This window comes from Glycomyces sp. NPDC021274 (assembly GCF_040641195.1).
In the GTDB taxonomy this organism is placed as follows: Bacteria; Actinomycetota; Actinomycetes; order Mycobacteriales; family Micromonosporaceae; genus Glycomyces.
The window spans coordinates 42,195-66,182 of sequence record NZ_JBFADC010000013.1 but is presented as its reverse complement, the minus strand read 5'-3'; the positions used below and the strand labels follow the sequence as shown (position 1 = coordinate 66,182).

Annotated in this window: 22 protein-coding genes; 6 read left to right on the top strand and 16 right to left on the bottom strand. The window is 70.5% G+C overall.

The annotated features are described in order from the left end of the window. Positions 1 to 7: 7 nt before the first annotated feature. Entirely contained in the window at positions 8 to 1,723 is a 1,716-nt protein-coding gene (locus tag AB0I03_RS22800) for an ABC transporter permease subunit (RefSeq protein ID WP_360416020.1), read from the bottom strand. 3 nt (positions 1,724 to 1,726) lie between these two features. Beyond that, positions 1,727 to 3,229, bottom strand: a complete 1,503-nt coding sequence (locus AB0I03_RS22795; protein WP_360416018.1) for an ABC transporter substrate-binding protein — start codon at positions 3,227 to 3,229, stop codon at positions 1,727 to 1,729. A gap of 65 nt (positions 3,230 to 3,294) precedes the next feature. Between AB0I03_RS22795 and AB0I03_RS22790 the strand changes: the two genes are divergently transcribed. After that, positions 3,295 to 3,885, top strand: coding sequence for a GNAT family N-acetyltransferase (locus AB0I03_RS22790; RefSeq protein ID WP_360416016.1), 591 nt, complete (start codon positions 3,295 to 3,297; stop codon positions 3,883 to 3,885). 145 nt (positions 3,886 to 4,030) lie between these two features. Here the strand turns inward: AB0I03_RS22790 and AB0I03_RS22785 are convergent, their stop codons facing one another. The 11 genes from AB0I03_RS22785 to AB0I03_RS22735 all read right to left on the bottom strand — a co-directional run bounded on the left by AB0I03_RS22785 (position 4,031) and on the right by AB0I03_RS22735 (position 17,496). Next, a complete protein-coding gene (locus AB0I03_RS22785; protein ID WP_360416014.1) occupies positions 4,031 to 4,771 on the bottom strand; it encodes a Clp protease N-terminal domain-containing protein in 741 nt (246 codons plus the stop codon). Positions 4,772 to 4,969: 198 nt separating this feature from the next. Continuing rightward, positions 4,970 to 5,320: a glyoxalase superfamily protein gene (locus tag AB0I03_RS22780; RefSeq protein ID WP_360416012.1), complete on the bottom strand. Its 351-nt coding sequence runs from the start codon at positions 5,318 to 5,320 to the stop codon at positions 4,970 to 4,972. A gap of 225 nt (positions 5,321 to 5,545) precedes the next feature. Further along, entirely contained in the window at positions 5,546 to 6,580 is a 1,035-nt protein-coding gene (locus AB0I03_RS22775) for a glycerophosphodiester phosphodiesterase family protein (protein WP_360416010.1), read from the bottom strand. Between the two features lie 766 nt (positions 6,581 to 7,346). Beyond that, positions 7,347 to 9,143: an ABC transporter ATP-binding protein gene (locus AB0I03_RS22770; protein ID WP_360416008.1), complete on the bottom strand. Its 1,797-nt coding sequence runs from the start codon at positions 9,141 to 9,143 to the stop codon at positions 7,347 to 7,349. A gap of 159 nt (positions 9,144 to 9,302) precedes the next feature. Continuing rightward, positions 9,303 to 11,171, bottom strand: coding sequence for a potassium transporter TrkA (locus AB0I03_RS22765; RefSeq protein ID WP_360416006.1), 1,869 nt, complete (start codon positions 11,169 to 11,171; stop codon positions 9,303 to 9,305). Positions 11,172 to 11,445: 274 nt separating this feature from the next. Continuing rightward, positions 11,446 to 12,669: a methyltransferase, FxLD system gene (gene fxlM / locus AB0I03_RS22760; protein ID WP_360416004.1), complete on the bottom strand. Its 1,224-nt coding sequence runs from the start codon at positions 12,667 to 12,669 to the stop codon at positions 11,446 to 11,448. Positions 12,670 to 12,739: 70 nt separating this feature from the next. Continuing rightward, entirely contained in the window at positions 12,740 to 13,597 is an 858-nt protein-coding gene (locus AB0I03_RS22755; protein WP_360416002.1) for a hypothetical protein, read from the bottom strand. Between the two features lie 530 nt (positions 13,598 to 14,127). Then, positions 14,128 to 14,721 (bottom strand): alpha/beta hydrolase, encoded by a 594-nt coding sequence (locus AB0I03_RS22750; RefSeq protein ID WP_360416000.1) that lies wholly within the window; start codon positions 14,719 to 14,721, stop codon positions 14,128 to 14,130. Positions 14,722 to 15,045: 324 nt separating this feature from the next. Next, complete coding sequence (locus AB0I03_RS22745) at positions 15,046 to 15,861, bottom strand: methyltransferase domain-containing protein (RefSeq protein ID WP_360415998.1); 816 nt, start codon at positions 15,859 to 15,861, stop codon at positions 15,046 to 15,048. Positions 15,862 to 16,047: 186 nt separating this feature from the next. Then, positions 16,048 to 16,668 (bottom strand): LysE family translocator, encoded by a 621-nt coding sequence (locus tag AB0I03_RS22740; RefSeq protein WP_360415996.1) that lies wholly within the window; start codon positions 16,666 to 16,668, stop codon positions 16,048 to 16,050. A gap of 123 nt (positions 16,669 to 16,791) precedes the next feature. Then, entirely contained in the window at positions 16,792 to 17,496 is a 705-nt protein-coding gene (locus AB0I03_RS22735) for a hypothetical protein (protein ID WP_360415994.1), read from the bottom strand. 292 nt (positions 17,497 to 17,788) lie between these two features. Here AB0I03_RS22735 and AB0I03_RS22730 point away from each other — a divergent pair, with 292 nt between their 5' ends. Beyond that, a complete protein-coding gene (locus tag AB0I03_RS22730; protein ID WP_360415992.1) occupies positions 17,789 to 18,268 on the top strand; it encodes a hypothetical protein in 480 nt (159 codons plus the stop codon). Positions 18,269 to 18,309: 41 nt separating this feature from the next. Here the strand turns inward: AB0I03_RS22730 and AB0I03_RS22725 are convergent, their stop codons facing one another. Then, on the bottom strand, positions 18,310 to 19,446 hold the full coding sequence (locus AB0I03_RS22725; RefSeq protein ID WP_360415990.1) for a PrsW family intramembrane metalloprotease: 1,137 nt from the start codon (positions 19,444 to 19,446) through the stop codon (positions 18,310 to 18,312). Next, positions 19,443 to 20,039 (bottom strand): hypothetical protein, encoded by a 597-nt coding sequence (locus AB0I03_RS22720; RefSeq protein ID WP_360415988.1) that lies wholly within the window; start codon positions 20,037 to 20,039, stop codon positions 19,443 to 19,445. Before AB0I03_RS22720 ends, AB0I03_RS22725 begins: the two co-directional genes overlap by 4 nt. A gap of 166 nt (positions 20,040 to 20,205) precedes the next feature. On the opposite strand from AB0I03_RS22720, the gene AB0I03_RS22715 reads away from it, so the two are divergent. Next, positions 20,206 to 21,456 carry a low temperature requirement protein A gene (locus AB0I03_RS22715; protein ID WP_360415986.1) on the top strand — a complete coding sequence of 417 codons (1,251 nt, stop codon included), beginning with the start codon at positions 20,206 to 20,208 and terminating at the stop codon, positions 21,454 to 21,456. Between the two features lie 114 nt (positions 21,457 to 21,570). On the opposite strand, the gene AB0I03_RS22710 is transcribed toward AB0I03_RS22715, so the two are convergent. Beyond that, the gene (locus AB0I03_RS22710) at positions 21,571 to 21,915 is read right to left on the bottom strand and encodes a hypothetical protein (protein WP_360415984.1); all 345 of its coding nucleotides are present in this window, start codon (positions 21,913 to 21,915) and stop codon (positions 21,571 to 21,573) included. Positions 21,916 to 22,266: 351 nt separating this feature from the next. Between AB0I03_RS22710 and AB0I03_RS22705 the strand changes: the two genes are divergently transcribed. The 3 genes from AB0I03_RS22705 to AB0I03_RS22695 are packed head-to-tail and all read left to right on the top strand — an operon-like array spanning position 22,267 to position 23,952. After that, entirely contained in the window at positions 22,267 to 23,070 is an 804-nt protein-coding gene (locus AB0I03_RS22705; protein ID WP_360415982.1) for a Scr1 family TA system antitoxin-like transcriptional regulator, read from the top strand. Beyond that, the gene (locus AB0I03_RS22700) at positions 23,054 to 23,299 is read left to right on the top strand and encodes a DUF397 domain-containing protein (RefSeq protein WP_360415980.1); all 246 of its coding nucleotides are present in this window, start codon (positions 23,054 to 23,056) and stop codon (positions 23,297 to 23,299) included. The genes AB0I03_RS22705 and AB0I03_RS22700 overlap by 17 nt, the downstream gene beginning before the upstream one ends. Beyond that, entirely contained in the window at positions 23,299 to 23,952 is a 654-nt protein-coding gene (locus tag AB0I03_RS22695) for a class I SAM-dependent methyltransferase (protein WP_360415978.1), read from the top strand. Before AB0I03_RS22700 ends, AB0I03_RS22695 begins: the two co-directional genes overlap by 1 nt. The last annotated feature ends 36 nt before the right edge of the window (positions 23,953 to 23,988 follow it).

Here is a 23,988-nt window from a genome sequence, read left to right as displayed (position 1 = left end):
TGTCGCCTCAGCGCGCCCGGCGTTTCGGGATCGAGACGGCGGCCATGACGGCGAGGGTCAGGGCGATCATCGCGGCGGCCGGGGCCAGGGCCGCGAGGGGTGCGCGTTCGAGGTAGGGCAGGGAGCGGGCGAGGCTCGCGCCCCATTCGGGCGCGTCCGGTTCGGCGCCGAGGCCGAGGAAGCCGAGCGAGGCGATGCCGAGGGCCATGCCCGGCAGGCGCAGACCGGCATGGGCCGCAAGGGGTCCGGTGACGAGCGGGAGGGTGTGCTTGCGCAACGTCCACCACGGCCCCGCACCGAGGGCGAGGCGCGCTTCGAGATGCCCGGCCGCGCGTGCCTGGGCGACGAGTTCGGCGGCGTGGGCGGCGAGCGGCGGCCAGGAGACGGCGACGACCGCGAGCACCGCCCCGAACTGGCCGCGCCCGAGGACCACGACGACGATCATCCCGGCGATCGCGACCGGGAACGAGTTGAACGCCTCGGCGAGCGGATGCGCTAGGCGCGGAACGAAACCGAGGGCCAGCGCGAGCAAGTATGCGAGGGCGCACGCGAGGAACGCGGCTCCGGCCGTCCAGAGCGCGCCCTGGCCGAGGCGGGCGAGCACGTCGCGGCCGAGTTCGTCGGTGCCGAGCCAGGCGGCGGCGGTGGGGGCGTCGAGGCGGGAGCCGGTGGCGATGTCGCCGGAGCGGATGCGGCCGTAGGCGACGGCGAGGAGGAGCGGCGCGGCGGTCGCGGTGATCCAGGCCGCGTGGCGGCGGCGTCCGCCGGTCGCGGGTGGGGCGGCGGGGATCGCGGCGGCGTCGGCGGCGGGGCCGGCGAGGTGTCGGGCGCCGGTTCGGGCGAGGAGTCCGGCGGTGAAGCCGAAGGCGATGAGGAGTGCCATGCAGGCTTGGAGGACGGGGAGGTCTTGGGCGTCGGCGGCGGCGAGCGCGGCGCGGCCGAGGCCGGGTACGGCGAAGATCGTCTCGACGGCGACGGCGGCACCGGTGATCGAGACGCTGATGATCGCGAGCTGCGGCAGGACGGGCGGGAGGGCGCGGCGGAGGAGGCCGCGTGCGATGCGGGCCCTGGGGTATCCGGCGGTGCGCCATTGGCGGACCCAGTCTTCGGCGGCGACGCGGCCGATGGCGTCGCGTCCGAGCCGGGCGAGGACGCCGCCGCCGGGCAGGCCCATGGCGAGCGCGGGCAGCACGAGGTTGGCGGGGCCGTTGAAGCCGTAGGCGGGCAGGAGGCCGGTCCAGGTGGCGAAGACGGCGACGCCGAGGGTGGCGATGAGGAAGTCGGGCAGTGCGGCGAAGGAGGCGACGGCGACGCCGCCGGTGCCGACGGGTCGGCCTTGGGCGGCGCGGTGCAGCGCCGGGGCGCATGCGGCGGCGGTGACGGCGAAGGTGACGGTGAGGGCGGCGGCCATCACGGTGAGGGAGGTGCCGAGGGCGGGGAGCACCGTGTCGGCGACGGGTGCGCCGCTGGTCCAGGAGGTCCCGAAGTCGCCTTGCGGCAGGCCGAGGAGCCAGTCGCGGAGGATCGCGAGGGGTCCGGCGTCGAGGCCGAGTTCGCCGCGGATCGCGTCGAGTGCGCCGTCGGTGGCTTCGCGGCCGGGGTAGCGGGCGCGGAGCACGGTGAGGGCCGGGTCGCGGTCGGCGAGCCAGGGCAGCAGGCCGATGGCGGCGAGTACGGCCAGGAGGACGCCGGCCCTGGTGAGGATGGCCCGCAGGAGCGCCACCGGCTACTCCATGGTGGTGGCGGTGGTGATGATCTCGCGTTCGCGCGGGTCGCTGGTGACGTTCGCGGCGCCGCCCGCCACGCCGGTGACGAGGCGTTCGTGGGCGATGGGGATGACGGCGACGGTGGCGAGCACGACGGCTTCGGCGTCGAGGACGGCGTGCTGGCGGGCCGCTGCGGCGGTGTCGGGGTCCATGTCCGGCCCGGCGGCGGTGGCGATGGCGGCGACCGCTTGGTCGACGGCGGGGTCGGCGAGGAGGGAGGCGTTGAAGCCGCCGTCGCTGGTGAAGTCGGAGTCGAGGTAGGTGTAGGCGTCCCCGGAGTCCTGCACGACGGAGCGGGACATGAGGAACGCGTCGAAGTCCCCGGCGAGCATGTCGGGTTCGATGTCGTTGTATTCGCGCACTTCGGTCTCGACGGCGAATCCGGCGGTCGTGAGCTGGTCGGCGAGGACCGTGAGCGTTTCGGGGAGTTCGGCGCGGTTGGAGTAGGTGGCGATGCGCAGAGTCTCGCCGGCGGGGGTCGCGGCGTCCGGGAGGGTGTGGTCGCGGTGGTCGGCGGCCCAGGCGAGGGCGGGGCCGAAGAGGCCTTCGGGGGCGTCGGCGCGGCCTTCGTAGATGTCGTCGACGATCGGGGCGGTGTCGATGGCGGCGGCCACTGCGGCGCGGAGCGCGGGGTCGGCGAGGGGGCCGGTCGCGGTGTTGAGGTAGAGGCTGACGGTGCGGCCGGTGGGTGCGTCCTGCAGTTGGGACGCTTCGAGGTTCGCGATCTGGGCGTAGGGGACGGCTTCGATGACGTGGGCTTCGCCGGAGCGCAGGGCCGCGACGCGGGTGGCGGCGTCGGGCACGTAGTCGGCGCGGTAGCCGGCCATGGCGGCCGGTTCGCCCCAGTAGTCGTCGTTGCGTTCGAGGGTGGCTCCGGTGGAGGTGGAGGCGGTGATGTGGAAGGGGCCGGTCGCGAAGCCGGCCGGGTCGACGGTGCCGTCCCGGTAGGCGCCGGGGGCGAGGATCGCGAGGTAGGGGCTGGAGAGTCGTTGCGGGAGTACGGGGTCGGCGGCTGCGGTGGTGACGCGGAGGGTGCGGTCGCCGGTGGCTGCGGCGGTGAGGCCGATGCCGTCGATGACGCGGGGCACGGATGCCGCGGTGGCGGCGGCGTTGAGCGCGGCGGCTGCTGCGGCCGCGTCGAGGGCGGTGCCGTCGTGGAAGCGGACGCCGTCGCGAAGGGTGAGGTCCCAGGCGGTGGGTTCGGCCTGGGTCCAGTCGAGGGCGAGTTTCGGGACGGGCAGGCCGTTGTCGTCGAGGCCGAGGAGGGTCTCGGCGACCGCCCAGCGGGCGAGGAGGAACGCGTCCTCGGAGTGGGGCGAGAGCCCTGCGGCGGGGGTGAGGGCGGTGGCGAAGACGAGGCCGCCCTGGTCGTCGTCGGCGGCGAAGCAGCCGGTGGTGGCGAGGACGCCGCCGAGGCCGAGGGGGGCGGCGGCGGTGATCAGGGTGCGCCGGGAGAGCGGCATGACGTGAGCCTCGTCTCTTATCGCGAAGTCTTGCCTATTGCAAATCGGATGCAATAATGGCACACATGTCAGATATCGCGGTGGCACGAGGGGCCAGAGGTGTAGACGGTTACGTTCTCCGGCGGGCCGAGCCCGAGGACCTCCCGGGCGCGCGATCGGTCATGCTCGACACCGTCTACCGCGACTTCGGGCACGGGTACCTGCCGCAATGGCACTCCGACATCATCGATCTCGACTCGTACTACCTTGCCCCCGAGGACAACACGCTGTTCGTCGCGGTGCGGGACGGCGTGGTCGCCGCCACGGCGGGCGTGCGCGGCCAGACGCCCACCTCGCCGCCGCACCCGCTCGAGGTGACGAGCCGCTTCGAAGAGGGTCGCACCGCGACGCTCTACCGCGTCTACGTGCGACCCGAGCACCGGCGGCGGGGCCTCGCGGGCGCGCTGGTCGACGCCTGCCTGGAGTTCATCGCGAGCCGCGAACGCTACAGCGGCGTGTACCTCCACACGGACGCCCGCACCCCGGGCGCGGTCGAGTTCTGGTCCAGGCGCGGCACCGTCCTGTTCGACGAGCGGGTCGCGGTCAACGAGATGCGCTCTGAGCCGTTCGACGAACCGTTCCAGAACGTCCACTTCGAACTGTTGATTCCGGCTTGACGGCTGCGGCCAAGAGCAGGTCGCGGCCCCTCAGAGGACGCCGGTCAGGATCAAGGTGAGCAGGGCCGTCATCACCGCGGACGCCACTGCCGCCGCGAGGCGGCCGCGGCGCACGGGGGCGCCGCGGCCGCTGCCTGCGCGGTGGTCAGCGGTCCGAAGTGAGGCCGACATGAGCTTCGAGGCGTTCGAGGCGCTCGACGATGGGCTGCATCGCCTGGCGCAGCACTGCCGCCGCGTCGACGGGCGCTTCCGAGCCGGCGTTCGCAGTTGTGGCCCGCAGGTGACCGTACCCGGCGAGGGCCGCGACGACCGCGCCGCGAGCCGAGCGCGCTTCGACGCCCTTCGCCCGCAGCGCCTGCCCCCCGCCGCCGTCGGGTTCGGTGACGAGGCCGAGCAGCAGGTGCTCGCAGCCGACATAGTTGTGCCCCAGGGTGATCGCCTCGGTGATGGCGAGTTCGAGGGCGTTGGCGGCCGTGGCGTCGAACCGGTCCGCCGTCGACGGTGCAGCGTCGGCCGGGGTGGTCGCTGAGAGCTCCCGCGCGATCTGCTCGGGCTCGACCTCCATCACGCGGAGCACTTGGAGGGCGAGGTTGCCGCCTTCCGCGAGCAGGCCGTACAGCAGGTGCTCGCTCCCGACCGCCGGTGCCCCGGAGGCCCGCGCCCGTTCCACACCGAGCGTGATCGCGTGGCGGGCGCGCTCGGTGAAGTGCGTCAGGCCCGCGGCGGGGTGCTCGGCGTCGAGCTCCCCCGTGACGGCGGCACGGATCGCGGTCAGCCGTTTCACCGACTGCTCAAGGGCCCGTTGGCAGATCGCGGACACCGGAAGGCCCGCCTCCTTGACCGCCTCGGCGAGCTCGTCGGGCAGGTACACGTTGATCTTCGGCATGGTCGTCATCCTCGCTTCGACTCGGATTGAATCTATGACCCCAATAATAACCCCTATTAGGGTTAGTTGTCAATCACGAGGAACGGGACCCCGGGTCGCGCGAAGACGCGGAGGAAAAAAGTCCGATCGCAATGCGATCGGACTCAACGAAAACAGACGAATCGGCCGGTCAGCGGCCGGCGAGGTTCGCAGACACCCTTAGCCTCGCGGGGTGCCGATCCGCAGGCGGTTGCCGTCAGGGTCGCGCAGTTCGATCTCCCTGGCGCCCCACTCCCGCTGCTCGGCCGCGACGCCGAACGCCGCCGCGACCGCGTCGACGTCCTTGACCCGCAGGTAGATCACGCCGTCCGGGTGCGCATCGCCTTGATGCTCCGAGAGGAAGAGCCGCACCTGCCCCCGCGCGACCTCCACGAACAGCGGGAAGCCCGGCTCGAACCGGTGCTCCCACTGCTTCACGAACCCGAGCCGCTCGTACCAGGGCAGCGCGGCCGCCGCGTCCTCGACGCGGAGGATCGGAATCGCCTGCTCGATCGTTTCGTTCTCAGCCATGCACCGATCGTCGCATCCGCCACCGACATTCCCGCCCACTTCGCCGACCGGGCGCGCACGAGGGGCCGGTGCCCACCGGGATTGAGCGGGGAGATCGTCGCCCGCCGGGCGCGCATGCCGGACGCGCACAGTGCCAATCTACGGCTCGCAAGCTTCGCCGAGGAGGGACCGCCCCGGCGGCAGGGCGGCCCCTCGCTTCTTGCGAATCCTGGGTTGCTCCCGGATCTAGCAGTCGCGGGCTGCGACGGCCAGGTCCGGGAAGTCGCTGAAGACGGCGTCGACGCCGAGGTCGTAGAACAGCTCCAACTCGGCCTCGATGTCACCCCATGCGGCCGGGTCGGAGCCCTCCCGCAGGTTCGTGGGCAGGAACGCGTTCTCGGCGCGGAAGGTCCACACGTGCACGTCCAGGCCGCGGCGGTGCGCGCGCTGCACGATGTCGGTCGGCTCCGAGATGGAGCCGTCGGCCGCGCGCGGGAAGATGCGGTTCTTGTTGAGGCTGATCGTGTCCAGCGTCCTCGCGTACTCGTTGAGGGTCGAGTTCGGGATCGTGCCCTGGCCGTCGATGTTCAACCCGATGCGGTTGTCCACGCGCTCGGCGATGTTGAGCAGGCTCTCGTACTCGAACGACTGGATCCACACCGGCGACCGCTTGCGGTCGAGCTTGCGCTCCTCCAGCAGGTCGGCCAGCGCGTCCTCGATGCTCATGCCCTTGTCCTCGTAGTAGGACGGGTGCTTCATCTCGGGGTAGGTGATCACCTTGCGGTCCAACGTGTCCACGTAGTCGAGGACCTCGTCGTACGTGACCAGCGCGAACTCACCGTCGTGCTCGGCGCTGTCGGGGCGCAGGTCGGGCAGGCGCTCCTCGGCGCGGAGGGTCTTGAGCTCGGCGAGGGTGAAGTCGTCGGCGAAGAAGCCGGTGACGGCCTTGCCGTCGATGAGCTTGGTGGTCTTGCGGTCCGCGAACTCGGGGTGCGCGGCGACGTCGGTGGTCTCGTCGAGGACCGGCTCGTGGCGGGCGAGAAGTTCGCCGTCCTTGGTGAGCACGAGGTCGGGCTCGATGACGTCGGCGCCCATGTCGACGGCGAGCGCGTAGGCCTCGAGGGTGTGCTCGGGCAGGTAGCCGCTGGCGCCGCGGTGCGCGATGACGACGGGTTCGTCGTGGTGGGGCTTGGCGGCGGCCGGGGCGGCGGCGAGGCCGGCGAGGGCTCCGGCGGCGGTCAGCACGGCCGCGCCGCGCATGAGCACGCTCTTGGGGGACATGAAGGTCCTTTCGTGGGATGGCACGGCCTTGCGGCACTGGACTCCATCGGGGATGGGCCTTCAGTCAAGCCGCCGCGGTCGTCACCCGCTCGGCGCGTACGTGAACGGGGCCTGAACGATGCCAGAAATCGGGCGGACGGCGGCGTCGGCGCGCCGTCGAGCACGGCCCTCGCTAGAGGCGCGAGTGCGCGTTGACGAAGCGAAGGGAGGCCGTCGCCTCGGCGGTGGTGGCCACCCCGGCATGCACCACCGCGACCATCGGTACGGTCACCGTGGCGACGGCCTCCCAGTCGGTCCCCTCCCGCCCGATCCCATCGCGGCAGGGGTGTCACGATCCGGCACCCGGGGCTTTGAGCCCGCAGGTATCGGTTTCTCGATCAGGTCATTGGTCGGAAAGCAGGGGAGGCTGGACCTCCCCGAATCGATGCACATATTGATAGGAACCGGTTTCTAAGCCATCTTGGCGCACGCGGCGGCGAACGTCAAGTATCGAAATCCACCGATGCGTTGCGTGGCCGGTCGGTCACCGGGTTGCGCGCAGATCGACTGCGGCGCAACATCGTTCCCGGACCGGGTGCGCAAGGCGATCGCCGACGCGCCCTCCGGTAGCCGACGCCCGAGACGAAGCGCCGGGCGGTGGTGCCGACCCGGCGGGCCCCTCCACGCAGCAGGCCGACGAACAGCGCCCCGCGGCATCGCCGCGGGGCGCTCGTCATTGCAGTGCGGCCTCGCGAAGGGCCGCGCGTTCCGCTACTCCCCCAACCCCCTAGGCGGCCGTGAGGAGCTGGGAAGCGGCCAGGTCGCGGTACAGGTCGTCGTTCTCCACCAGCTCCGCGTGCGTGCCCACCGCCCGCACGAGGCCGGCGTCGAAGACCACGATCTGGTCGGCGCTGGTCACCGTCGAAAGCCGGTGCGCCACAACGAGGACGTTCGTGCGCTCGGCGGCGTCGAGCATCACCTGCTTGAGCGCGGCCTCGTTCGCGGCGTCGAGCTGCGAGGTGGCCTCGTCGAGCAGCAGCAGGCGCGGCTTGCGCAGCAGCGCCCGCGCGATCGCGACGCGCTGGCGCTCGCCGCCCGAGAGGGTCGTGCCCCGGTAGCCGATCCGCGAGTCGAGCCCGTCGGGCAGCTTGCCGACCAGTTCGGTGAGCCGCGCGACCCGCACGACCTCGTCCAGCTCGGCATCGGTCGCCTTGGGCGCGGCCATGATCAGGTTCTCGCGGAGCGTGCCGTCAAGGACCGGCGCGTCCTGCTCGACGTAGCCGATCAGGCCGCGCAGCTCCTCGAGCGGCCAGTCCACGACATCGACACCGTCCACTTTCACCGAACCGGTGGTGGCCGGGTAGAACCGCTCGATGAGCGAGAACACCGTCGTCTTGCCGGCGCCGGAAGGGCCGACCAGCGCGGTGAGGCCGCGCCCGCTCGACTCGAACGAGACGCCGTGGTGGACGTACGGGAGGTCGTCGGCGTAGCGGAAGGTGACGTTCTCGAACACGACCTTCGCGGGGCCGGTGCCGGCCGGGACGCGCGCGTCCGCGGGCAGGTCGCCCTCGGACGCGGCGTGCTCGGCGGCGAGGTTGGCGACCTCCTCGACCCGGTGGATCGCGGCGAGGCCGGTCTGGAGCTGCGAGAGCGACGCGACGAGGCCGCTGATCGGGCCCATCAGGTAGAACAGCAGCAGCAGGAAGCCGATGAGGGTGCCGACCTCCATGGCCCCGGAGGCGACGCGCGCGCCGCCGACGCCGAGCACCAGGAGGAACGCGATGTTCACCGGCAGGAACGCGACGACGCCCGCGAGCGCCTCCCAGAAGGAGGCCTTGACGCCCGTGTCGCGGGCGGCGGTGGCCGCGGTGTTGAGGCGGCCGATCTCGTGGTCTTCGGCGCTGGAGGCCTTGACGGTGCGGAAGGCGCTGAAGATGCGCTCCAGGAGCGACCCCATGTCGCCCAGGGCCTTCTGCGAGGCGACGGTGGCGTTCTGGATGCGCGGCATGATGAAGAGCATGGTGACGGTGACGAACACGACCATGGCCATGGTGGTGCCGAACAGGGCGATGTCGAGCCAGGCCATGAGGCCGATGCCGCCGAGGATCATGAAGGCGTCAGTGACGCCGCCGATGACGGTGGTGCTGGCGACGGTGCGCAGGAGGTTCGTGTCGGAGCTGAGCCGGGAGACGAGGTCGCCGGGCTTGAGGCGGTCGACTTCGGCGACTTCGAGGCGCACGAGCCGGTCGATGAGCTGCTTGCGCACGGTGAGGACGACGTCCTGCCCGGCGATCTGCATGAGGTAGGGGCCGAGGGCGCCGAGCGCGCCGCCGATGATGACGACCGCGCCCAGGTAGAGCAGCGGCCTTGTGAGGGACTCGTTCGAGGAGAGGGTGTCGATCACGTCCATCGCGATGAGCGGCTGGACGAGGCCGACGAGGCCTCCGGCGAAGGAGAGGGCGCCGCCGATGAGGAGCAGGCGCAGGTGCTGGCGGGCGTACGCCCACAATCGGGTGATGGGGGCGCGAGGGGTCCCGGGCGCTGCGGCCTCGGGCGTGTCCTCGGCGTTGAGGTCGTCGGTCATTGTTCCTGTTTCCTCCGCTGGGTGCTGCGGTCCTTATTGAAGCTACCTGCGGTGGCCGACACCGGCATCGGCCGAAGGTCGTAAAGGTCCCATGACCAAAGTCGTACGCCGGTCGGGTGACGGTGACGGACCGTGAGGCCCGACCGGCGCGCGGACCCGTCAGTCCTCGGCGAGGACGATGATCTTGTCGCCCGGTTGCAGCATGAACTGCAGGCCTTTGTCCGGATTGAGGTGCACGCCGTAGTTCGGGGCCTGCTTGGCGAGGGCGGCCACGCGGTAGCCGAAGGCGGTCTCGCCGCGCCGCCTCGCCGACTCGGCGACGGTGTAGAAGTTGACCGGCACGCCCGGGCGCACGTAGTGCTCGGCGGGCTTGAGGTAGATCTCGGAGCCGTCCGGGCTGAACAGCTGCCCGAAGACCTGCGAGAGGTGCGGGTTCTCGGCGGTCTGGGTGAGCAGGAGGCTGATGAGCTTGTCGCTGACGATGAAGTCGTCGGCCTGCGTGACCTGCGCGAGCGTGCGGTTGCGGTCGTCGGCCATCTCCGAGACGACCTTGAAGCGGGTGTTGCTGCGCTGCGCCATGTCGCGCAGGTGCAGGAGGGTCACGAGGGTCTTCGAGTCGGCGAGCTGCGGGGCCACGTCGTCCGAGCAGAGGGCGATGATGTGGTTGTACGAGCCGGGGTTGAGGGACTCCAGGAGCATCCGGTCGGTGGTGTCGTCCTCCTTGAAGTTCAGGCCCTGGACGCGCATGGTGGGGCCGATCTTGCGGATGGCCTCGGCCGCGTCGGGGTGGTCGGAGACGACGTCGGTGACCGAGCCGGGGGTCACGTACTGGTCGAGCTGCTCCAGGATCGTGCGCGACATGGCGTTCCAGCCGAGGATGAGCGTGCGCTCGGGTCGGTTCCCGGCGTCGGCGCGCGCGACGATGACGCTCTCGTCGATCACGGGCCGCGAGCCGTCGAGCGCGATCGCGGAGTCATCGGCCGCGAGGAGGATGAGCTTGTCGCCGGGCTGGAGCGAGGCCGAGGTCGGCGGGTTGATGATGCAGCGGCCCTCCTTGGTGAGCACGCCCATGAACGAGGACGTGCGGTAGGAGTGCAGGGCCTGGCTGAGGGGCCGGCCGAAGAGGCCCGGCTCCTCGACCATGTAGATCTCGTCGCCGCCGAAGTCGAGCAAGTCGGTGTAGACGACGGAGAGGCCTGACTGGCGGCAGGTCTGGACCATGAGGCGGGCCATGAGGTCGTTGGCGTCGACGATGTGCGCGGCGCGGCCGCCGGCGAGGCGGGCGGCGGGAAGGTTCCGGCCCTCGGCCACGGCGCCGACGACATGGCACTTGATGCCGTTGCCGCCCTGGGTGACCGCGAGGAGCGAGCGCACGAGCTGCGCGTCCGGGTCCTCCTCGGCGGAGGTCAGGATGATGACGCTCTTGGCCTGCGAGGGGTTGACGAGGCCGATGCTGTCGGGGTCGGCCGGGTCGCCGGAGCGGCACACGACGACAGTGGATTTGAGATCCGCGATCTTCGTGCGGATCTCGTCCTCCATTTCGACCTTGTCGCGGTCGGCGAGGATCGCGATGACGGCGCGCTTCTCGCTCTCGTTGGCCTCCACCAATTCCGAGATGACGATGAAGACCTGGTCGGACCATCCGAGAACGACCGTGTGATCTTTCTCAACGACGAGCGAGCGGCCTTTCCGGAGCTCTTCGAGTTTCGCGTCGAGACCGGTCGTCAGCACACCGACGAGTGACGACAGGATCACCAGACCGCCGATGGTGGTGATGAACATGACGACCATCGCGGGGCCGCCGGCATCGTCGCCGGTGATGGTTCCGGCGTCGAGGATGTGGATGAACGACTTCCACAATGTACCGCCGAATCCGTCGCCTTCTTGAACGACGACGAGGAACAGGGCACCAATCGCGGTGAGCGCCAACGTGATGACGGTCAACCAACCGATCAGCGCTTTCGTGCCCTTCGACATGGTGTTGTCGAACCAATAGCGTGCCCGCTGTTTGAAGGTCGGCTCGGACATCGGGGGCGTCCTTTCTGGGAACGGCTTTCGACCGGCCGACTCGGGGCGGAGGCGAGTGGGGCCGGGACTTTGTCAGGGGCGTCAGCCACTATTACTGCATTGCGTCCACTGCGACCGGTCGCAGCGATACCGCTACACGTGGTCACCCGGATCCGAAGGCGCGCTGAGGGGTGGGCGCGGACCGGCGGGCGAGGACGCCTCCACCCTAGTTCGAATCGTTAAGCCGCACGAGGCGAGGGGTGACCGGGGGCCGACGGGGCCTCGCGAGCACTCCTTAGAGGGGGCCGTCCGCGTCGGGGGCCACTTCGATCGCGAGGCGGGTGTGGCGCTTTGGCACGGTGAAGCGCGGTTCGGTCTCAGGGCCGGTGCCCTTGCGGTGGGCGGTGATCTGGAGGCTGACGCCGTCGCGGCACTCGCGGTCCCAGACGCGCACCTCGTCGGCGACGCGGACGGCGAGGGCCGAACCGTTGGGGCCGTGGCCGCGCACGCCGATCTCGTTCCCACCGCCGTGGCGGCGGCACACCAGGTAGGCGAAGTCCTCGCCTTCGACGACCGCCGGGTTGGCCCAGCGCAGCAGCAGGCGCTGCAGGCCGTGGTCGCCGAAGGGGGCGCTCATGCGCCCGTACCCGGCGAACGCGCAGGCCAGCCAGAGCGAAAGCTGGGTGGCGTCGTCGTTCACCTTGAGCTGCACGGGGGTCCACACGGTCGTGCCGCGCCCGTCGAGGACGCCTCGCACGCCGTCGGCCTCGACCTCGTGCTCGACGTGGAAGGTCATGATGCGGCCCTCGGAGAGTTCCACGGTCTGGCCCTCCTGGCTGCCGAGGCCGCGCATGGGCATGAAGCCGCAGCTCACGATCGAGCGGCTGCGCATGACGCCGTCCACATAGTCGAAGGCGACCGAGTGCTCGCAGCCGCGGATGCTCAGGGGCGCGACGAGCCGGCCGCCTTCGGCGAGCTGGTCCCACCAGGCCGGGGGCAGGTCCCAGGTGCCGACGGTGGCGATGATGCGGTCGTACGGCGCGCCGTCGACGAAGCCGAGTTCGCCGTCGCCCTGGATGACGCGGGCGCGTTCGGCGCCGACCGCTTCGAGGGCCCGGCGGGCCCGCCCGGCGGTGTCCGCGTCGATGTCCACAGTGGTCACCGCGCCCTCGGGGCCGACGAGCGCGTCGAGCAATGCGGCGTTGTAGCCGGTGCCGGCGCCGATCTCGAGCACGCGGTGGCCGGGCCGCACGTCGAGCTGCTCCAGCATCTCGGCGACGATCGCGGGCTGCGAGGCGGAGCTGACGGCCTCGCCGTCGCTGTTGCGCTTGGTGACGTACACGTCGTCGGCGTAGGCGATGCGCAGCGTCGCCTCGGGCACGAACAGGTGGCGCGGTACGGCGAGCATCGCCGTCTCCACTGCCTCGCTCCGGATCACGCCGCGCGACCGCAGGCTCTCCACGAGGCGGGTGCGCAACCGCTGCGCCTCGTTACCTGAAGTATCGGTGTGATCACCCACGTCTTCCAGCGTACGTCCGATGTGCCACGTTCGCCTCCTCCAGTTCCATCGATTGGAACGGTTCAACCGTTCATTCCCGCTCGGCGCAACGCGCGTCGAGCATCGTCCATAGGGCTTCGCGCCGGTCCTCCGGCACGTCGATCGGGGTCGCGACGGGCTCGCCGCCGCCGATCGCGATCCACGCGGTGAACCCGAACGGGTGCTTCGCGTCGCCCACCACATGGCCGTCGCAGCGGTGCGCGTCGAAGACCAGCGGCACCGTCACGCCGCCTGCCTCGGGCGTCGACGCCCCGGCGTGGATCTCGAACAGGACGCTCCCGCGAACCTCGGTCACCTCCAGCGCCGCCTCGCCCAGCGGCGTCACGCTCAACCTCCCTTCGAGGGTGCCGTCCGCGGCGGCGGTCAGCTCCCCCAGTTCGATGCGGGCCGCGGAGGCCACCGCCTGCGCCGCGCACGCTTCCCGGACCAACCGGTCAAGTGTGCCGTTGGGGTACGACAATTCCAGGTTCACCGTGTGCTCGGCCCCGTCTTCAGTGGCGACTTGCAGGACCACGGACGCCGGTTCGGCCTTCGTGTCGACGCCGTCGGGGCAGTTCGCCGCACCGTATTGAATGAACATGTCTCGGGCGTTCACGCTGGGCGGGACCTCGGTGTCGAACTCCTGAACGCCCGAGGGCGCGAACGACTCGGTGAGCAGCTCGACGCCGCGCACGCGCACGGGCGCATCGCCGTGGTTGGTGACGGCGACGGCGACCTGGCCCGGCTTCATGAACATGCGACGGATCTCGGCGGTGGCGCTCAGATCGGGCGGGTCGGCGACGGCGACCGCGGTCGTCTCGCCGCGGGGCGCCGCGAGGCTCCCGGCGAGCGCCGCCGAGGCGGCGGCCAGCACGAACACGGCGACGATGGCGATCCGAACCCAGCGCACACGGCCTCCCCGGCGAGCCGATCCGAAGGCCCGCAGGGGGTTGCGGAGACGGAAGGGCCGATCGAGTCCAGTCTGGCACCGAGTGCGGCCGATGTGAAGCACCCCGGCCGCGGCGCTTCGCGGTCGGTCCCCCGCCCCCGAGGTCGGGTGTAGCGCGGCCGATGTGAAGCACCCCGGCTGCGACGCTTCGTGGCCGGTCCCCCTCCCCCGAGGTCGGGTGTGTCGGGCCGCGGGACCCCCCGAATCAATATTGGCGCGGAGGTACGACGAGTGCGCCGCCCGTCCGCCACCCGCGCTCGGGTGTGTCGATGCGCAGCGCCCCTGTACACAAGGGTGCATCGCGGGTACGACGATTCGCCGCACGAGGACGGACCGGAAGGCGCCGATCCGCGGTCGGGCACCGGCCCGGCAAGGCGGCGCTCGCTACCGATTAGGGGCGCCAGCCGCCGCCCGGGGCACCGACGCGGGCACCGGCGGAGATGCGAAGCGGCCGTAGGGCCGCACAGGCCAACGGCAATGCGGCGCGCTCGTCAGCGGTTAGGGCGCAAGCGCTCCGATTCGTCGAGGCACCAGGCGAGTGCGGAAGGCCAGCGCCCGTAGCCGTCGCCCAGGGCGAGGTGGCCGCCGCCGGGGATCACGTCGACCTCGCAGCCGAGGGGCCGCCCGTAGTGTTCGGCGGCGCCTTCGGTGCAGTACGGGTCGTCGTCGGAGCAGACCAGCCGCACCGAGCGCTCTGCGAGGCGCATCCCGGCGAGGTCGAGGCCGACCGTGGTGAAGCCGGCGATGACGTCCCAGTCGAACGCCTGCGGCCCCGGGGGGCTCACGAGCAGGACGCGGTCGGCCGAGGCGGGGTTGGCGGAGGCGGCGTCGGCCGCCGCGAGGTGGAGCCACGCGACGCTGGCGAGGCTGTGGCAGACCACGACCTTCTCACCGCGCATGAGCGCCAGCTCGGACCGGAACGCGTCGGTCCAGTCCACGAGCCTCGGCCTGTCGGTGTCGGGCAGCTGCGGGTAGAAGACCTGCTCGCCTCGCTCGCGCAGGTCCATGGCCAGCTCATGCTGCCAGTGGCCCTCGGGCCTGCGGTTCTCCACGCCGTGGAGGATGAGAAAGCTGCGGTTCCACATAGTTCGGGAGCGTAGCGGCGGCGCGCTGCGGAAGCGTACGGGGTCCCGGCGCGAAGCCGGCTCGCGAACTGCGAACGCCGCGCCCGGCGCCGACTCGCAGACGGTGCGCGGCACGCAGGGTCCCGCTGCGCGAAGCCCGCTCGCGAACTGCGAACGCCGCGCCCGGCGCCGACTCGCAGACGGTGCGCGGCACGCCGAAGCCCGCTGCGCGGGGCCGGCTCGCGGGCGCCGTGCCGCGGGCACGGGCTCGCGGCATGCCCAGTCCCATTGCGCGGGGCCGCCGGGTTCGGTCGGGCCCCGCGCAGCGGGCTTCGGCGGCGGGCGTCAGGAAGCGGGAACCGTCGCGACCGTCAGCAGGTGGTTGCTCGCGCCCAGCAGCGAGGGCTCGGCCTCGATGATCCTCAGGCCGTCCATGAGGTGCTGGCGGACGTCCTCGTCGTCGATGAGCGCCTCCAGCTCGGGGATGTACCCGGGAGGGCCCTGCACCGCGTACTGCGCCGCGCCGGCCAGTCCCGCATCGGCGAATTCGGACGCGACCTCGGAAGGATGGGCCAGGTAGGCGGTGGTGAAGATGTCCTGGTCGAAGTACCGCAACGTGCCTTCGCGCATGATGCGCAAGCTCGCCTCGGCGCTCAGGCCCTTGTCCCCGCCGCCCGCCCGGAACAGCAGGAAGTCGTTCCAGCCCGCCGTGCGGTTGATCGTCGCGGCCGCCACGATCCCGCCGGGGCGCGCGCACCGCGCGGCCTCCTTGACGGCCTGCACGCGCTGCTCGCGGTCGGTCAGGTGGTAGAGCGGCCCCATGAGCAGCACCGCGTCGAAACTCGCGTCGTCCCAAGGCAGTTCGCGGGCGTCGCCGACGACGGCGGTGACGCCGGGCAGCTGCGCCGCGACCTCGACCTGGCTGGCGACGGGGTCGATCAAGGTGACGCGGTGGCCGTCCTCGGCGAGCCACTTCGCGTGCACACCGGTCGCGCCGCCCACGTCGAGCACGTCGAGGCTCGCGCCGGGGAGCTTGCGGCGCAGCAGGTCCTGCATGCGGGCGAACTCGAGGCGTCCGCGCGCGTTGCGCGTCAGGCGCTCGCGCTCCTGGCCGCGCTCGTAGTACGACTCGATCTCGGTTTCCAGTTCCCAGGTGCTCATGGCGACGATTCTCCAAGAACCCCGCAGATACCGCTATCGAGTAATCGAAGCGTGGAAACGGCGGCCGGTCTGCCGTCCCCTCGCACTCCCGCAAGCGCAAAGGATCGGTCGGCTGGCCGCCGCGCTGCTATCTCACCGCATCGCCCGCGAACCCCGCCGCGCGGGGCCGCCCGGTCGACCGATGCATCAGTTCGCGGCGACGCGGAGGCCCAGGGCGACCATCACTGCCCCGGTGACGCCGTTGAGCCAGGCGCGCACGCGTGGGCGTTCGAGGACGGCGCGGAACAGGCCGATCAGGTTCGCGAGTCCGATGTAGAAGAGCCCGCAGACCGCCATCCCGACGGCCGCGAGCTCGACGATGAGGACCGCCTGCGAGCCGCCGCCGACGAGGAACTGCGGCATGAGCGCGGTGAACAGGACGACCGCTTTCGGGTTGAGCAGGTTGCACATCAGGCCGGAGCGGAACGCGGCCCAGTGGCTCATCGGCCGGTCGAGTTCGATCTCGGCGGCGGGCCGCCGCCGTTCCTTTACGGCGGTGCGGATCGACCGGATCCCCAGGTAGACAAGGTAAGCGGCGCCCGCGAGCTTCACCACGGTGAAGGCCAGCGCCGATGCGGCGAGGAGCGCGGCCAGGCCGATCGAGGTGGCGACGACCCACACGACGATGCCGAGGCCGATCCCGGTGGCGGTCCACATCCCGCTCACCCGCCCCGAGAGCACGGTGTTGCGCACGACCATCGCGAAGTCGGGTCCGGGGACGATGGCGGCGAGCAGGATCGCCAGGCCGAAGAGCAGCGGGCCGGTCATGGTGTCTCCCCCGTTTTGGTGCGGTGCGTTCGCACCCATCCTCCGCGCGGGAGGGCGCGTCCGCATCCGCATGGTGACGGGGTCGGGTGACCAGGTTTCGGCGGGCCGGTCGGGGGGGATCGGTCAGGCGGGGTCGGCGAGGCGCCAGTACTGCTTCTTGTCCTTGTCGTGCACGACGACGCCGAGGGTGTCGAGTTCGTCGAGGAGTTCGGCGAGGTCGCCGCCGTTGGACTTCTCGAGGGCCTGCTGCCGGGCCTTGAGCACGGCGTTCGCGCCCTTGGGGAGGCCTTCGGCGCCGGGGACCCAGCGTTTGAACTCGGCGGCGTACGGGTCGCCGCCGGGGAGCCAGGCGTAGCCGTGCTTGCGGAGGGCGGAGGCGAGCTTGTCGCGGTCGAGGTCGAATTCGACGTTGGCGAGTTCCTGGCGGCGGTGGCCGAGCACGACGACGCGCTTGTCCTGCACGAAGACGCCGCTGACGTCCGCGCGGTCGAGCTCGCGGTCGTAGTCGCCGCGTTTGAGGGCGATCCGGTCGCGGCCGACGCTGATCTTCAGCATCTCGTGGACGGCGAAGAGGGCGAGCACGATGCCGAGGAGGAGGCCGACGGCGAGGGCGACGACGAGCCGGAGCGTCTCGGACAACTCGGTGAACAGCTCGAACAGGCCCTGGAAGGGGAACCACCTGAGCCCGACGATCCATTCGACGATGAAGGTGAGCCCCCATCCGAGCGCGGCGCCGGCGAGCGGGAGGCCGATGAGGAAGGCCGGGCCGACCCAGGGGGCCTCGGCCACGGTGGTGGTCTCGCCGACACGGGCGTTATCGGTGGACATGCGGTCGCCTTTCGGTCGGATGCGAACGACTTCACTGTATTTCGCGCCTGTTGACCTGCGCAAACGCTGGCGCGAGATCGAGCCCAAGGGATGAGCCGCGGCTCCGCATTCGATACCGAAGACGTTCGCGCCGAGCCGCGGGCGATACGAAAGTATCGGGGACCCGACACTGCATACACCACCGAAACAGGCGAAAGCATCACAAACAGGATCGGTCTCGGCTAGCGTCCGGATTGTTCGATCCGGAACGCGGCCATGGACTCTTGGCCGCGCGCGAGAAAGGCCCGGACCCGTGCCGCACCGCCGCCCTGCAACGCTCGCCGCCGCCGCGGCGTTCCTGCTCTGCACCACCGCATCCGCCGCCACCTCCACCGCGTCGTCGCAAAATTATGCGCACCTCGTTCTGGTGGAAGGCGACAGCCGCTGCACCGCCGAGCGCGTCGAGGTGGACGCCGCACCGCCGGCCTCAGTCGCGGTCGACGCCGACCGGATCGACTTCGACTGCAGCGGCACCACCTGGTTCGCGTTCAAGAGCGACATCGCGTTCGCCTTCGACGACGCGGCGGGCACGGCGACCGCCGAGGACGTCCGCATCGCCGCCACGAAGTTCGGCGTGACCTGCACGTACAAGGCCTCCAGGGTGACGCTCGAGCGGGAGGGCACCGGCCGGGAGTACCGCGGCGGGCCGATCGGCGCGGGGAAGGTCGGCGGTTCGTTCCTGTGCCCGGGGTCGGTGAACCTGGATTCGGCCGAGGTCGTCTTCCACCGGTAGCGTTCGCCCGCAACCGGATCGGCGCTGGCCGCCGCCGCCTCCTAAGGCACCGGCACCGGCCGGTCCACGAGCGTGCCCTCCCGCGCCGCCGCGACCGCGTCCCGCCAGGGCTCGGCCGCAGCCGGGTCGCGCAGCTCCGGAACGCGCTCCTCGAGCAGGTCCAACTGCAACTGCTGCAAGCGCTCCTGCGCGACTCGCACGGCGCCGAAACTGCGCAGGTACCGGCGCCGCGCGCGCCGCCGCGACAGGCTCGCGACCTCGACCGGCACCAGGCTCCCGAGCGCCACCTCCTCGGCGGCGACCGCGGCGAATCGGGCCCGGAAGCCGCGGCGCACCACGATGTACACGACCACGAGGATGCCGAAGTTCACCAGCGGCTTCGCCACCACCCCGGCGATCCCGCCGCTGAACAGCGGACTGTTGAACAGCCAGTGCATGCCCATGGCCAGCGCCAGGCAGCCCGCGGCGACCCAGGCGCGCCGGGCGGCCGTCCGGCCGGACGCGCTCACGAGGTACCCGATGCCGGCCCCCGCGACCGCGCTCATCGCCCAATGCGATCCGATGCCGGTGAGCAGGATGCGAACCCACAGCACCTGCCCGGTCGCCCCGACCGGGTCGACCCCGCCCGCCATGGCGATCGCGTTGAGCCCGTACGTGAAGTTCTCCATCAGCTGGAAGCCGAATCCGATGAGCGCGCCGTACACGAAGCCGTCCGCGGCGCTGCGCACGAGCCGCGTCGAGACGCACGCCAGCAGCACCACGCCCGCGGTCTTCACCGCCTCCTCGTTGACCGGCGCGGTCAGCGCCGCCGCCCACTCCCCTGACGCCTCCAGCCCCAGGGCCTTCGACCAGGCCGACATCAACACGCCGTTCATGACCAGTGCGAGCCCGCACGCGCCGAACGCGCCCCACATGAGCGCCAGCCAGGTCCCCGACCACGGCGGGGCCTGCACCGGGCGCAGGAACCGCCGCGCCAGCCACAGGGCGACGGCCAGGCTCATCCCGAGCACGAGCAGGTCGATGGCCGTGCTGCCCGGGAACGCCGCCACGACCGGCAGGAAGTCGTGCTGCAGCACCCACAGTCCGAAGGCGGACACCGCGAGCATGATCCAGAACCCCGTGGTCCGGACGCTCACCTTGACCGGACGCGGCACCGCGGTATGGGCGTAGACGGTCATGACGCCTCCTCGAACGCGATCGAGTCGATGAGCGCGGCGGCGTCCGCCATCTCGCGGTCGCCGGTGCCGGCCGGGGCGAGCACCTGCGCTTCCACGGCGGTGTCGCCGTTCGCGTCGGGCAGTATGTACGCCTGCCCGGACCGGTCCCCGATCTGGAGGTCCCCCTGCATCCCGGCGACGCCCGCGGCGTTCTCGTACTCGGCCGGGTCGCCGAGGCGCGCCGTGACGCCTTGGCGGCGTTCGATGTCCAGGAGCCGGTCCATGCCCTCCCACATCGCGTCCGGTGAGGCCGCCGCAGGGAAGGTCACACTGGACAGTTCCACCTCCACGTCGCCCCGCACGAGCACGAGGCGCGAATTGACGTCACTGGACGCGCTGTCGAGCACCCAGTCCTCGCCCACCTGCACCGACGCGCGCTGGTCGGGCCCGAACCCGATCACCGTGTCGGGGGCGACCCCCACCCCGTCGGGCTGCGACCTCGCGAACACGGCCTCAGCGGCGAGCAGCACCAGCAGCACCCCCACCACGGCCAGCGGCACCCGGATCCGGCGCCTGCCGTACACCGCGTTCCCCGCGGCCCCCATCTCGTTCATCTGCTCAACATAGCCAGAATCCGTTCGCTCTAACCTGGGAAAACTCTCAGGACGGGTTATCTGTGGACACTCCGATCCCCGGTTCACCGCGCGTCCACTCGCGTCACCGCGCCCGATCCCGGTGGCCGCCTGTGCCGGAACCCCGACCGATGGGAGGATGTTGCGCATGTCGACCATGGCGCACGGTACGGAGCACCACCGCTTCCGCCGCATGACGGGCCGCGACCCCGAAGAGCCGCACCGCAGCGCGACGCCGCTCGAACTGCTCTTCGACCTCACCCTGGTCGTGGCGTTCAGCCAGGCCGGCGCGCAGATGGCGCACCTGCTCGAACTCGGGCACTACGGGCCCGCCATCGGCGCGTTCGGGTTCTCGGTGTTCGCGATCTGCTGGGCGTGGATCAACTACTCGTGGCAGGCGTCGGCGTTCGACAACGACGACGTGTTCTTCCGCGTCGCCACCATGGTCCAGATGCTCGGCGTGCTCATCCTCGCCCTCGGCCTGCCGCAGATGTTCCTCTCGATCGACGAAGGCGCGCACGTCGACAACAGCGTGGTCGTCGCCGGATACGTCGTCATGCGCGTGGCCGCGATCGCCCTGTGGCTGCGCGTCGCCCGCCACGACCCCGAGCAGCGCCGCAACGCCCTGACCTACGCCTTCCTCATGGGGCTCGCCCAGGTCGGCTGGGTCGTCCAGATCTTCACCAACCCGCCGCTGGAGGTCACCGCGGCGGTCGTGGTCGCCCTCGGCCTCTTCGAGATCCTCATCCCGATCGTCGCCGAACGGCGCGGCGGCCGCAGCCCGTGGCACCCGCACCACATCGCCGAACGCTACGGCCTGCTGGTCATCATCACGCTCGGCGAGATCGTGCTCGGCACGATCCTCGCCGTCTCGGCCGTGATCGAGGAGCAGGGCTGGTCGGAGGAGGCCGTGCTCGTCGCGTTCGGCGGCACCGCGCTCGCGTTCGGGCTGTGGTGGGTGTACTTCCTGATGCCCTCGGCCGAGGTGCTCGCCCAGCACCGCGAGCGCGGATTCGTCTGGGGCTACGGGCACCTGATCATCTTCGGCTCGCTCGTCGCGTCCGGCGCGGGCCTGCACGTGGCGGCCACCGTCATCGAGCATGTCGCGCACATCAGCGCGACCGCCGCGATCCTGACGCTCATCGTCCCCGTCGCGATCTTCATGACCGCGCTGTTCACGCTCTACTCGATCCTCCTGCGCGATCTCGACCCGTTCCACGTGGTCCTGTTCGTGGGCGCGATGCTCGCCCTGGCCGCCTCGGCCGTCGCAGTCGCGGCGGGGGCCACCGTGGGTATGGGCATCGCGATCGCGGCCTGCTCGCCGCTGGTCGTCATCGTCGGCTACGAGACGATCGGCCACCGGCGCCAGGCCGCCACCCTCGAACGCATCCTGGAGTGAGGTGCGGCCGGTCGACTCCCACCTGAGTCGACCGGCCTTTGAGAGCTCCGCGGGCCGTTCCCGGGGTTGACCGGCACGCGGAGCAGCTGTGGTGCCGCGGGGCTGCGGCGGTTGCTATCTGTTGGCGGCCTTGGCGATCAGGGCCCTGGCCTGCTTCATGATCGCCGGACACCAGGGGTCACCGCGCCAGGCGCCGTTCCACTCCGGGACGTCATCGGGCTCGTCGGTGAAGCGGCAGCATTCGCGAGCGCCCACGCCGTCGTCCACGTCGATCAGGTAGTAGCCGGGCACGTTCGGGTAGCAGCTCTGGTCGGGCGCGATCCGATAGACCGTGAACAACGCGGGCTCCCGGGCGAAGTCGCCCAAGTAGCCGTGCGTGCTTGAACCGCCGTCGGAGCGCAGGCCGTGACGCTTGGAGGAGGGATCGGCAGGGCCGACCGGGCTCGCGGTCCTAACCATCGCAGAACCGCACCGAGGCCGGAACTCCCCCCGCTCCAGGCCCTTACCCGGTCCCGCATTGTTCTGCTGCTGAGTCGCCAATGCCTTACCTCCACTTCGAGCTGTCACATTCCCGACAGATTCGGAAGCCGCAATGAGCTTCCCGATGTATCGAATGTAGGCAACGGGTACGTGTTCTCAGAAGAACCACGAGGTGGCACTACCTGCCCCGCAACAGCACGTGGAAAGAATCGACCGGAAAGTTTTGCAGCCCAAACCTTTCCTTATCGGACGCCGCATTGCGTCGAACATTTGCGCGAGGGTACCGTCTGATCACAGTGCGTTTCCACCGACGAACTCCGGGAGGCTTGAATGCCGCTCTCACACCTTGCCGACTGGTACGTTCCTGCGGAGCTCCAAGCGTTGTATAGCGAATCTGGGCTCACCTACGGACAGATCGGTGCCAAGCTCGGCGTGAGTGTGCGGACCATCGGGAACTACCTGACCGGAGAGACCCGGCCGAAGCTCGCGATGGCCGCGAAGTTCGCCGAGGTCTGCGGAGCGACCGAGAAGCGGACCGAGTTCCTGATCCATGTCATCAGCCAGATGGACCACGGCAGGATCGTGTCAGACCTCGATGAGCGCAACATCTTCATCGTCGAACGCGCCGAGGCGACATCCGGCGAGTTCTGGAAGTTCGATCCCTGGTACATCCCAGGGCCACTCCAACTCGAGCAGTACCACATGGAACTGCAGCCGGACAAGACTCCGCGCCTCGCTGCGAACTGGCAGCGAAAGAAGCGCCGTCATCTCCGAATCTTCAGCCGCAGGCCCGCCCCTGCAATGAAGTATCTGATCAGCACCAATGCGCTGCACCCACTGATCGGCTGGGAGTGGGGAGCCAAGGCATGGAACCACCTGCTCGAACTCGATCAGAAAGCCGGGTGCGAAATCCGACTCCTTGATGGTCTGCATCCGGGCGTCGAGCACGCATTCGAAATCTACCTGCCTGGCGGAATGAAGGATGCGCCGCCGCCATTCGTCTATGTCGAGGCCATGGATCAGAGCCGACACATCGAGGAGACAGAGAAAATCGAGCTGTACCATGGCGGAGTCAAAGGCATGTGGTCGTTTGGATCGCGAATCGGAGGTCGCCTGGATGACTGGGTTCACTAACTGGCGCAAGAGCTCTCGGAGCGGCAGCGGCGACGACAGCAGCTGCGTCGAGTGCCGCGTGACCTGGCGCAAGAGCACCCGCAGTGGCAGCGGCGATGACAGTAACTGCGTCGAGGCCCGCCCCCAATCCGGCGGGTTCCAGGTGCGGGACTCGAAGCTGGGCCATGACTCGCCGATCTTCGATCTCGGCGCGCCCGACTTCAGAGCACTCCTCACGGCGGCCGAGTGATGGGCAGCGAAGAGAAGCCGAGCCTTCCCGGATCGGCCGCGTACTGGGAGCGCCGCTACGCCAAGGGCGGGAACTCGGGCGCGGGGTCGCGTGGCGAGCACGCCCAGTTCAAGGCGGAGGTGTTGAATCGGTTCGTGGCGTCGCAGGGCATCGACTCGGTCATCGAGTTCGGTTGCGGCGACGGCGAACAGCTCTCGCTCGCCGAGTACCCCCGCTATCTGGGCTTCGACGTGTCCCCCACGCAGCTGAGCCGGACCATGGCCAGGTTCGCGGAGGACGCCTCGAAGAGCTTCGCGCTCTACGACCCCATTCGCTACAGCGACCGCGCCGGGATCATCACCGCCGACCTGGCCCTCTCGCTCGACGTCATCTTCCACCTCACGGAGGACGAGGTCTACCAGCGGCACCTCGAGCACGTCTTCGGTGCCGCCCGCCGCTACGTCGCCCTCTACACGAGCGACGCCGATGACCCCGAGCTGACCGGGGAGTTCGCTCCCCACATGCGCAACCACCCGGTGCTCCGCGATGTCGCGAAGCACTTCCCCGAGTGGCGGCTGCGCGAGCGCATCGAGAACCCGCATCCCTGGTCCCGAGAGGATACGGACGGGTCGATCTCCGACTTCTTCATCTACGAGCGCACCGGGGTCTCCTGAACCACCGAGCCGCCACAACGATGAGGGCCGCCGCCG

Bases quoted from the DNA above. Each gene is read 5' to 3' on its own strand.
- AB0I03_RS22750 (WP_360416000.1), bottom strand. From the start codon at position 14,721: ATGTGGAACCGCAGCTTTCTCATCCTCCACGGCGTGGAGAACCGCAGG.
- AB0I03_RS22740 (WP_360415996.1), bottom strand. From the start codon at position 16,668: ATGACCGGCCCGCTGCTCTTCGGCCTGGCGATCCTGCTCGCCGCCATC.
- AB0I03_RS22710 (WP_360415984.1), bottom strand. From the start codon at position 21,915: ATGGTTAGGACCGCGAGCCCGGTCGGCCCTGCCGATCCCTCCTCCAAG.
- AB0I03_RS22715 (WP_360415986.1), top strand. From the start codon at position 20,206: ATGTCGACCATGGCGCACGGTACGGAGCACCACCGCTTCCGCCGCATG.
- AB0I03_RS22790 (WP_360416016.1), top strand. From the start codon at position 3,295: ATGTCAGATATCGCGGTGGCACGAGGGGCCAGAGGTGTAGACGGTTAC.
- AB0I03_RS22700 (WP_360415980.1), top strand. From the start codon at position 23,054: ATGACTGGGTTCACTAACTGGCGCAAGAGCTCTCGGAGCGGCAGCGGC.
- AB0I03_RS22770 (WP_360416008.1), bottom strand. From the start codon at position 9,143: ATGACCGACGACCTCAACGCCGAGGACACGCCCGAGGCCGCAGCGCCC.
- AB0I03_RS22745 (WP_360415998.1), bottom strand. From the start codon at position 15,861: ATGAGCACCTGGGAACTGGAAACCGAGATCGAGTCGTACTACGAGCGC.
- AB0I03_RS22720 (WP_360415988.1), bottom strand. From the start codon at position 20,039: ATGAACGAGATGGGGGCCGCGGGGAACGCGGTGTACGGCAGGCGCCGG.
- AB0I03_RS22780 (WP_360416012.1), bottom strand. From the start codon at position 5,320: ATGGCTGAGAACGAAACGATCGAGCAGGCGATTCCGATCCTCCGCGTC.
- AB0I03_RS22735 (WP_360415994.1), bottom strand. From the start codon at position 17,496: ATGTCCACCGATAACGCCCGTGTCGGCGAGACCACCACCGTGGCCGAG.
- AB0I03_RS22785 (WP_360416014.1), bottom strand. From the start codon at position 4,771: ATGCCGAAGATCAACGTGTACCTGCCCGACGAGCTCGCCGAGGCGGTC.
- AB0I03_RS22775 (WP_360416010.1), bottom strand. From the start codon at position 6,580: ATGTCCCCCAAGAGCGTGCTCATGCGCGGCGCGGCCGTGCTGACCGCC.
- AB0I03_RS22765 (WP_360416006.1), bottom strand. From the start codon at position 11,171: ATGTCCGAGCCGACCTTCAAACAGCGGGCACGCTATTGGTTCGACAAC.
- AB0I03_RS22705 (WP_360415982.1), top strand. From the start codon at position 22,267: ATGCCGCTCTCACACCTTGCCGACTGGTACGTTCCTGCGGAGCTCCAA.
- AB0I03_RS22725 (WP_360415990.1), bottom strand. From the start codon at position 19,446: ATGACCGTCTACGCCCATACCGCGGTGCCGCGTCCGGTCAAGGTGAGC.
- AB0I03_RS22695 (WP_360415978.1), top strand. From the start codon at position 23,299: ATGGGCAGCGAAGAGAAGCCGAGCCTTCCCGGATCGGCCGCGTACTGG.
- AB0I03_RS22795 (WP_360416018.1), bottom strand. From the start codon at position 3,229: ATGCCGCTCTCCCGGCGCACCCTGATCACCGCCGCCGCCCCCCTCGGC.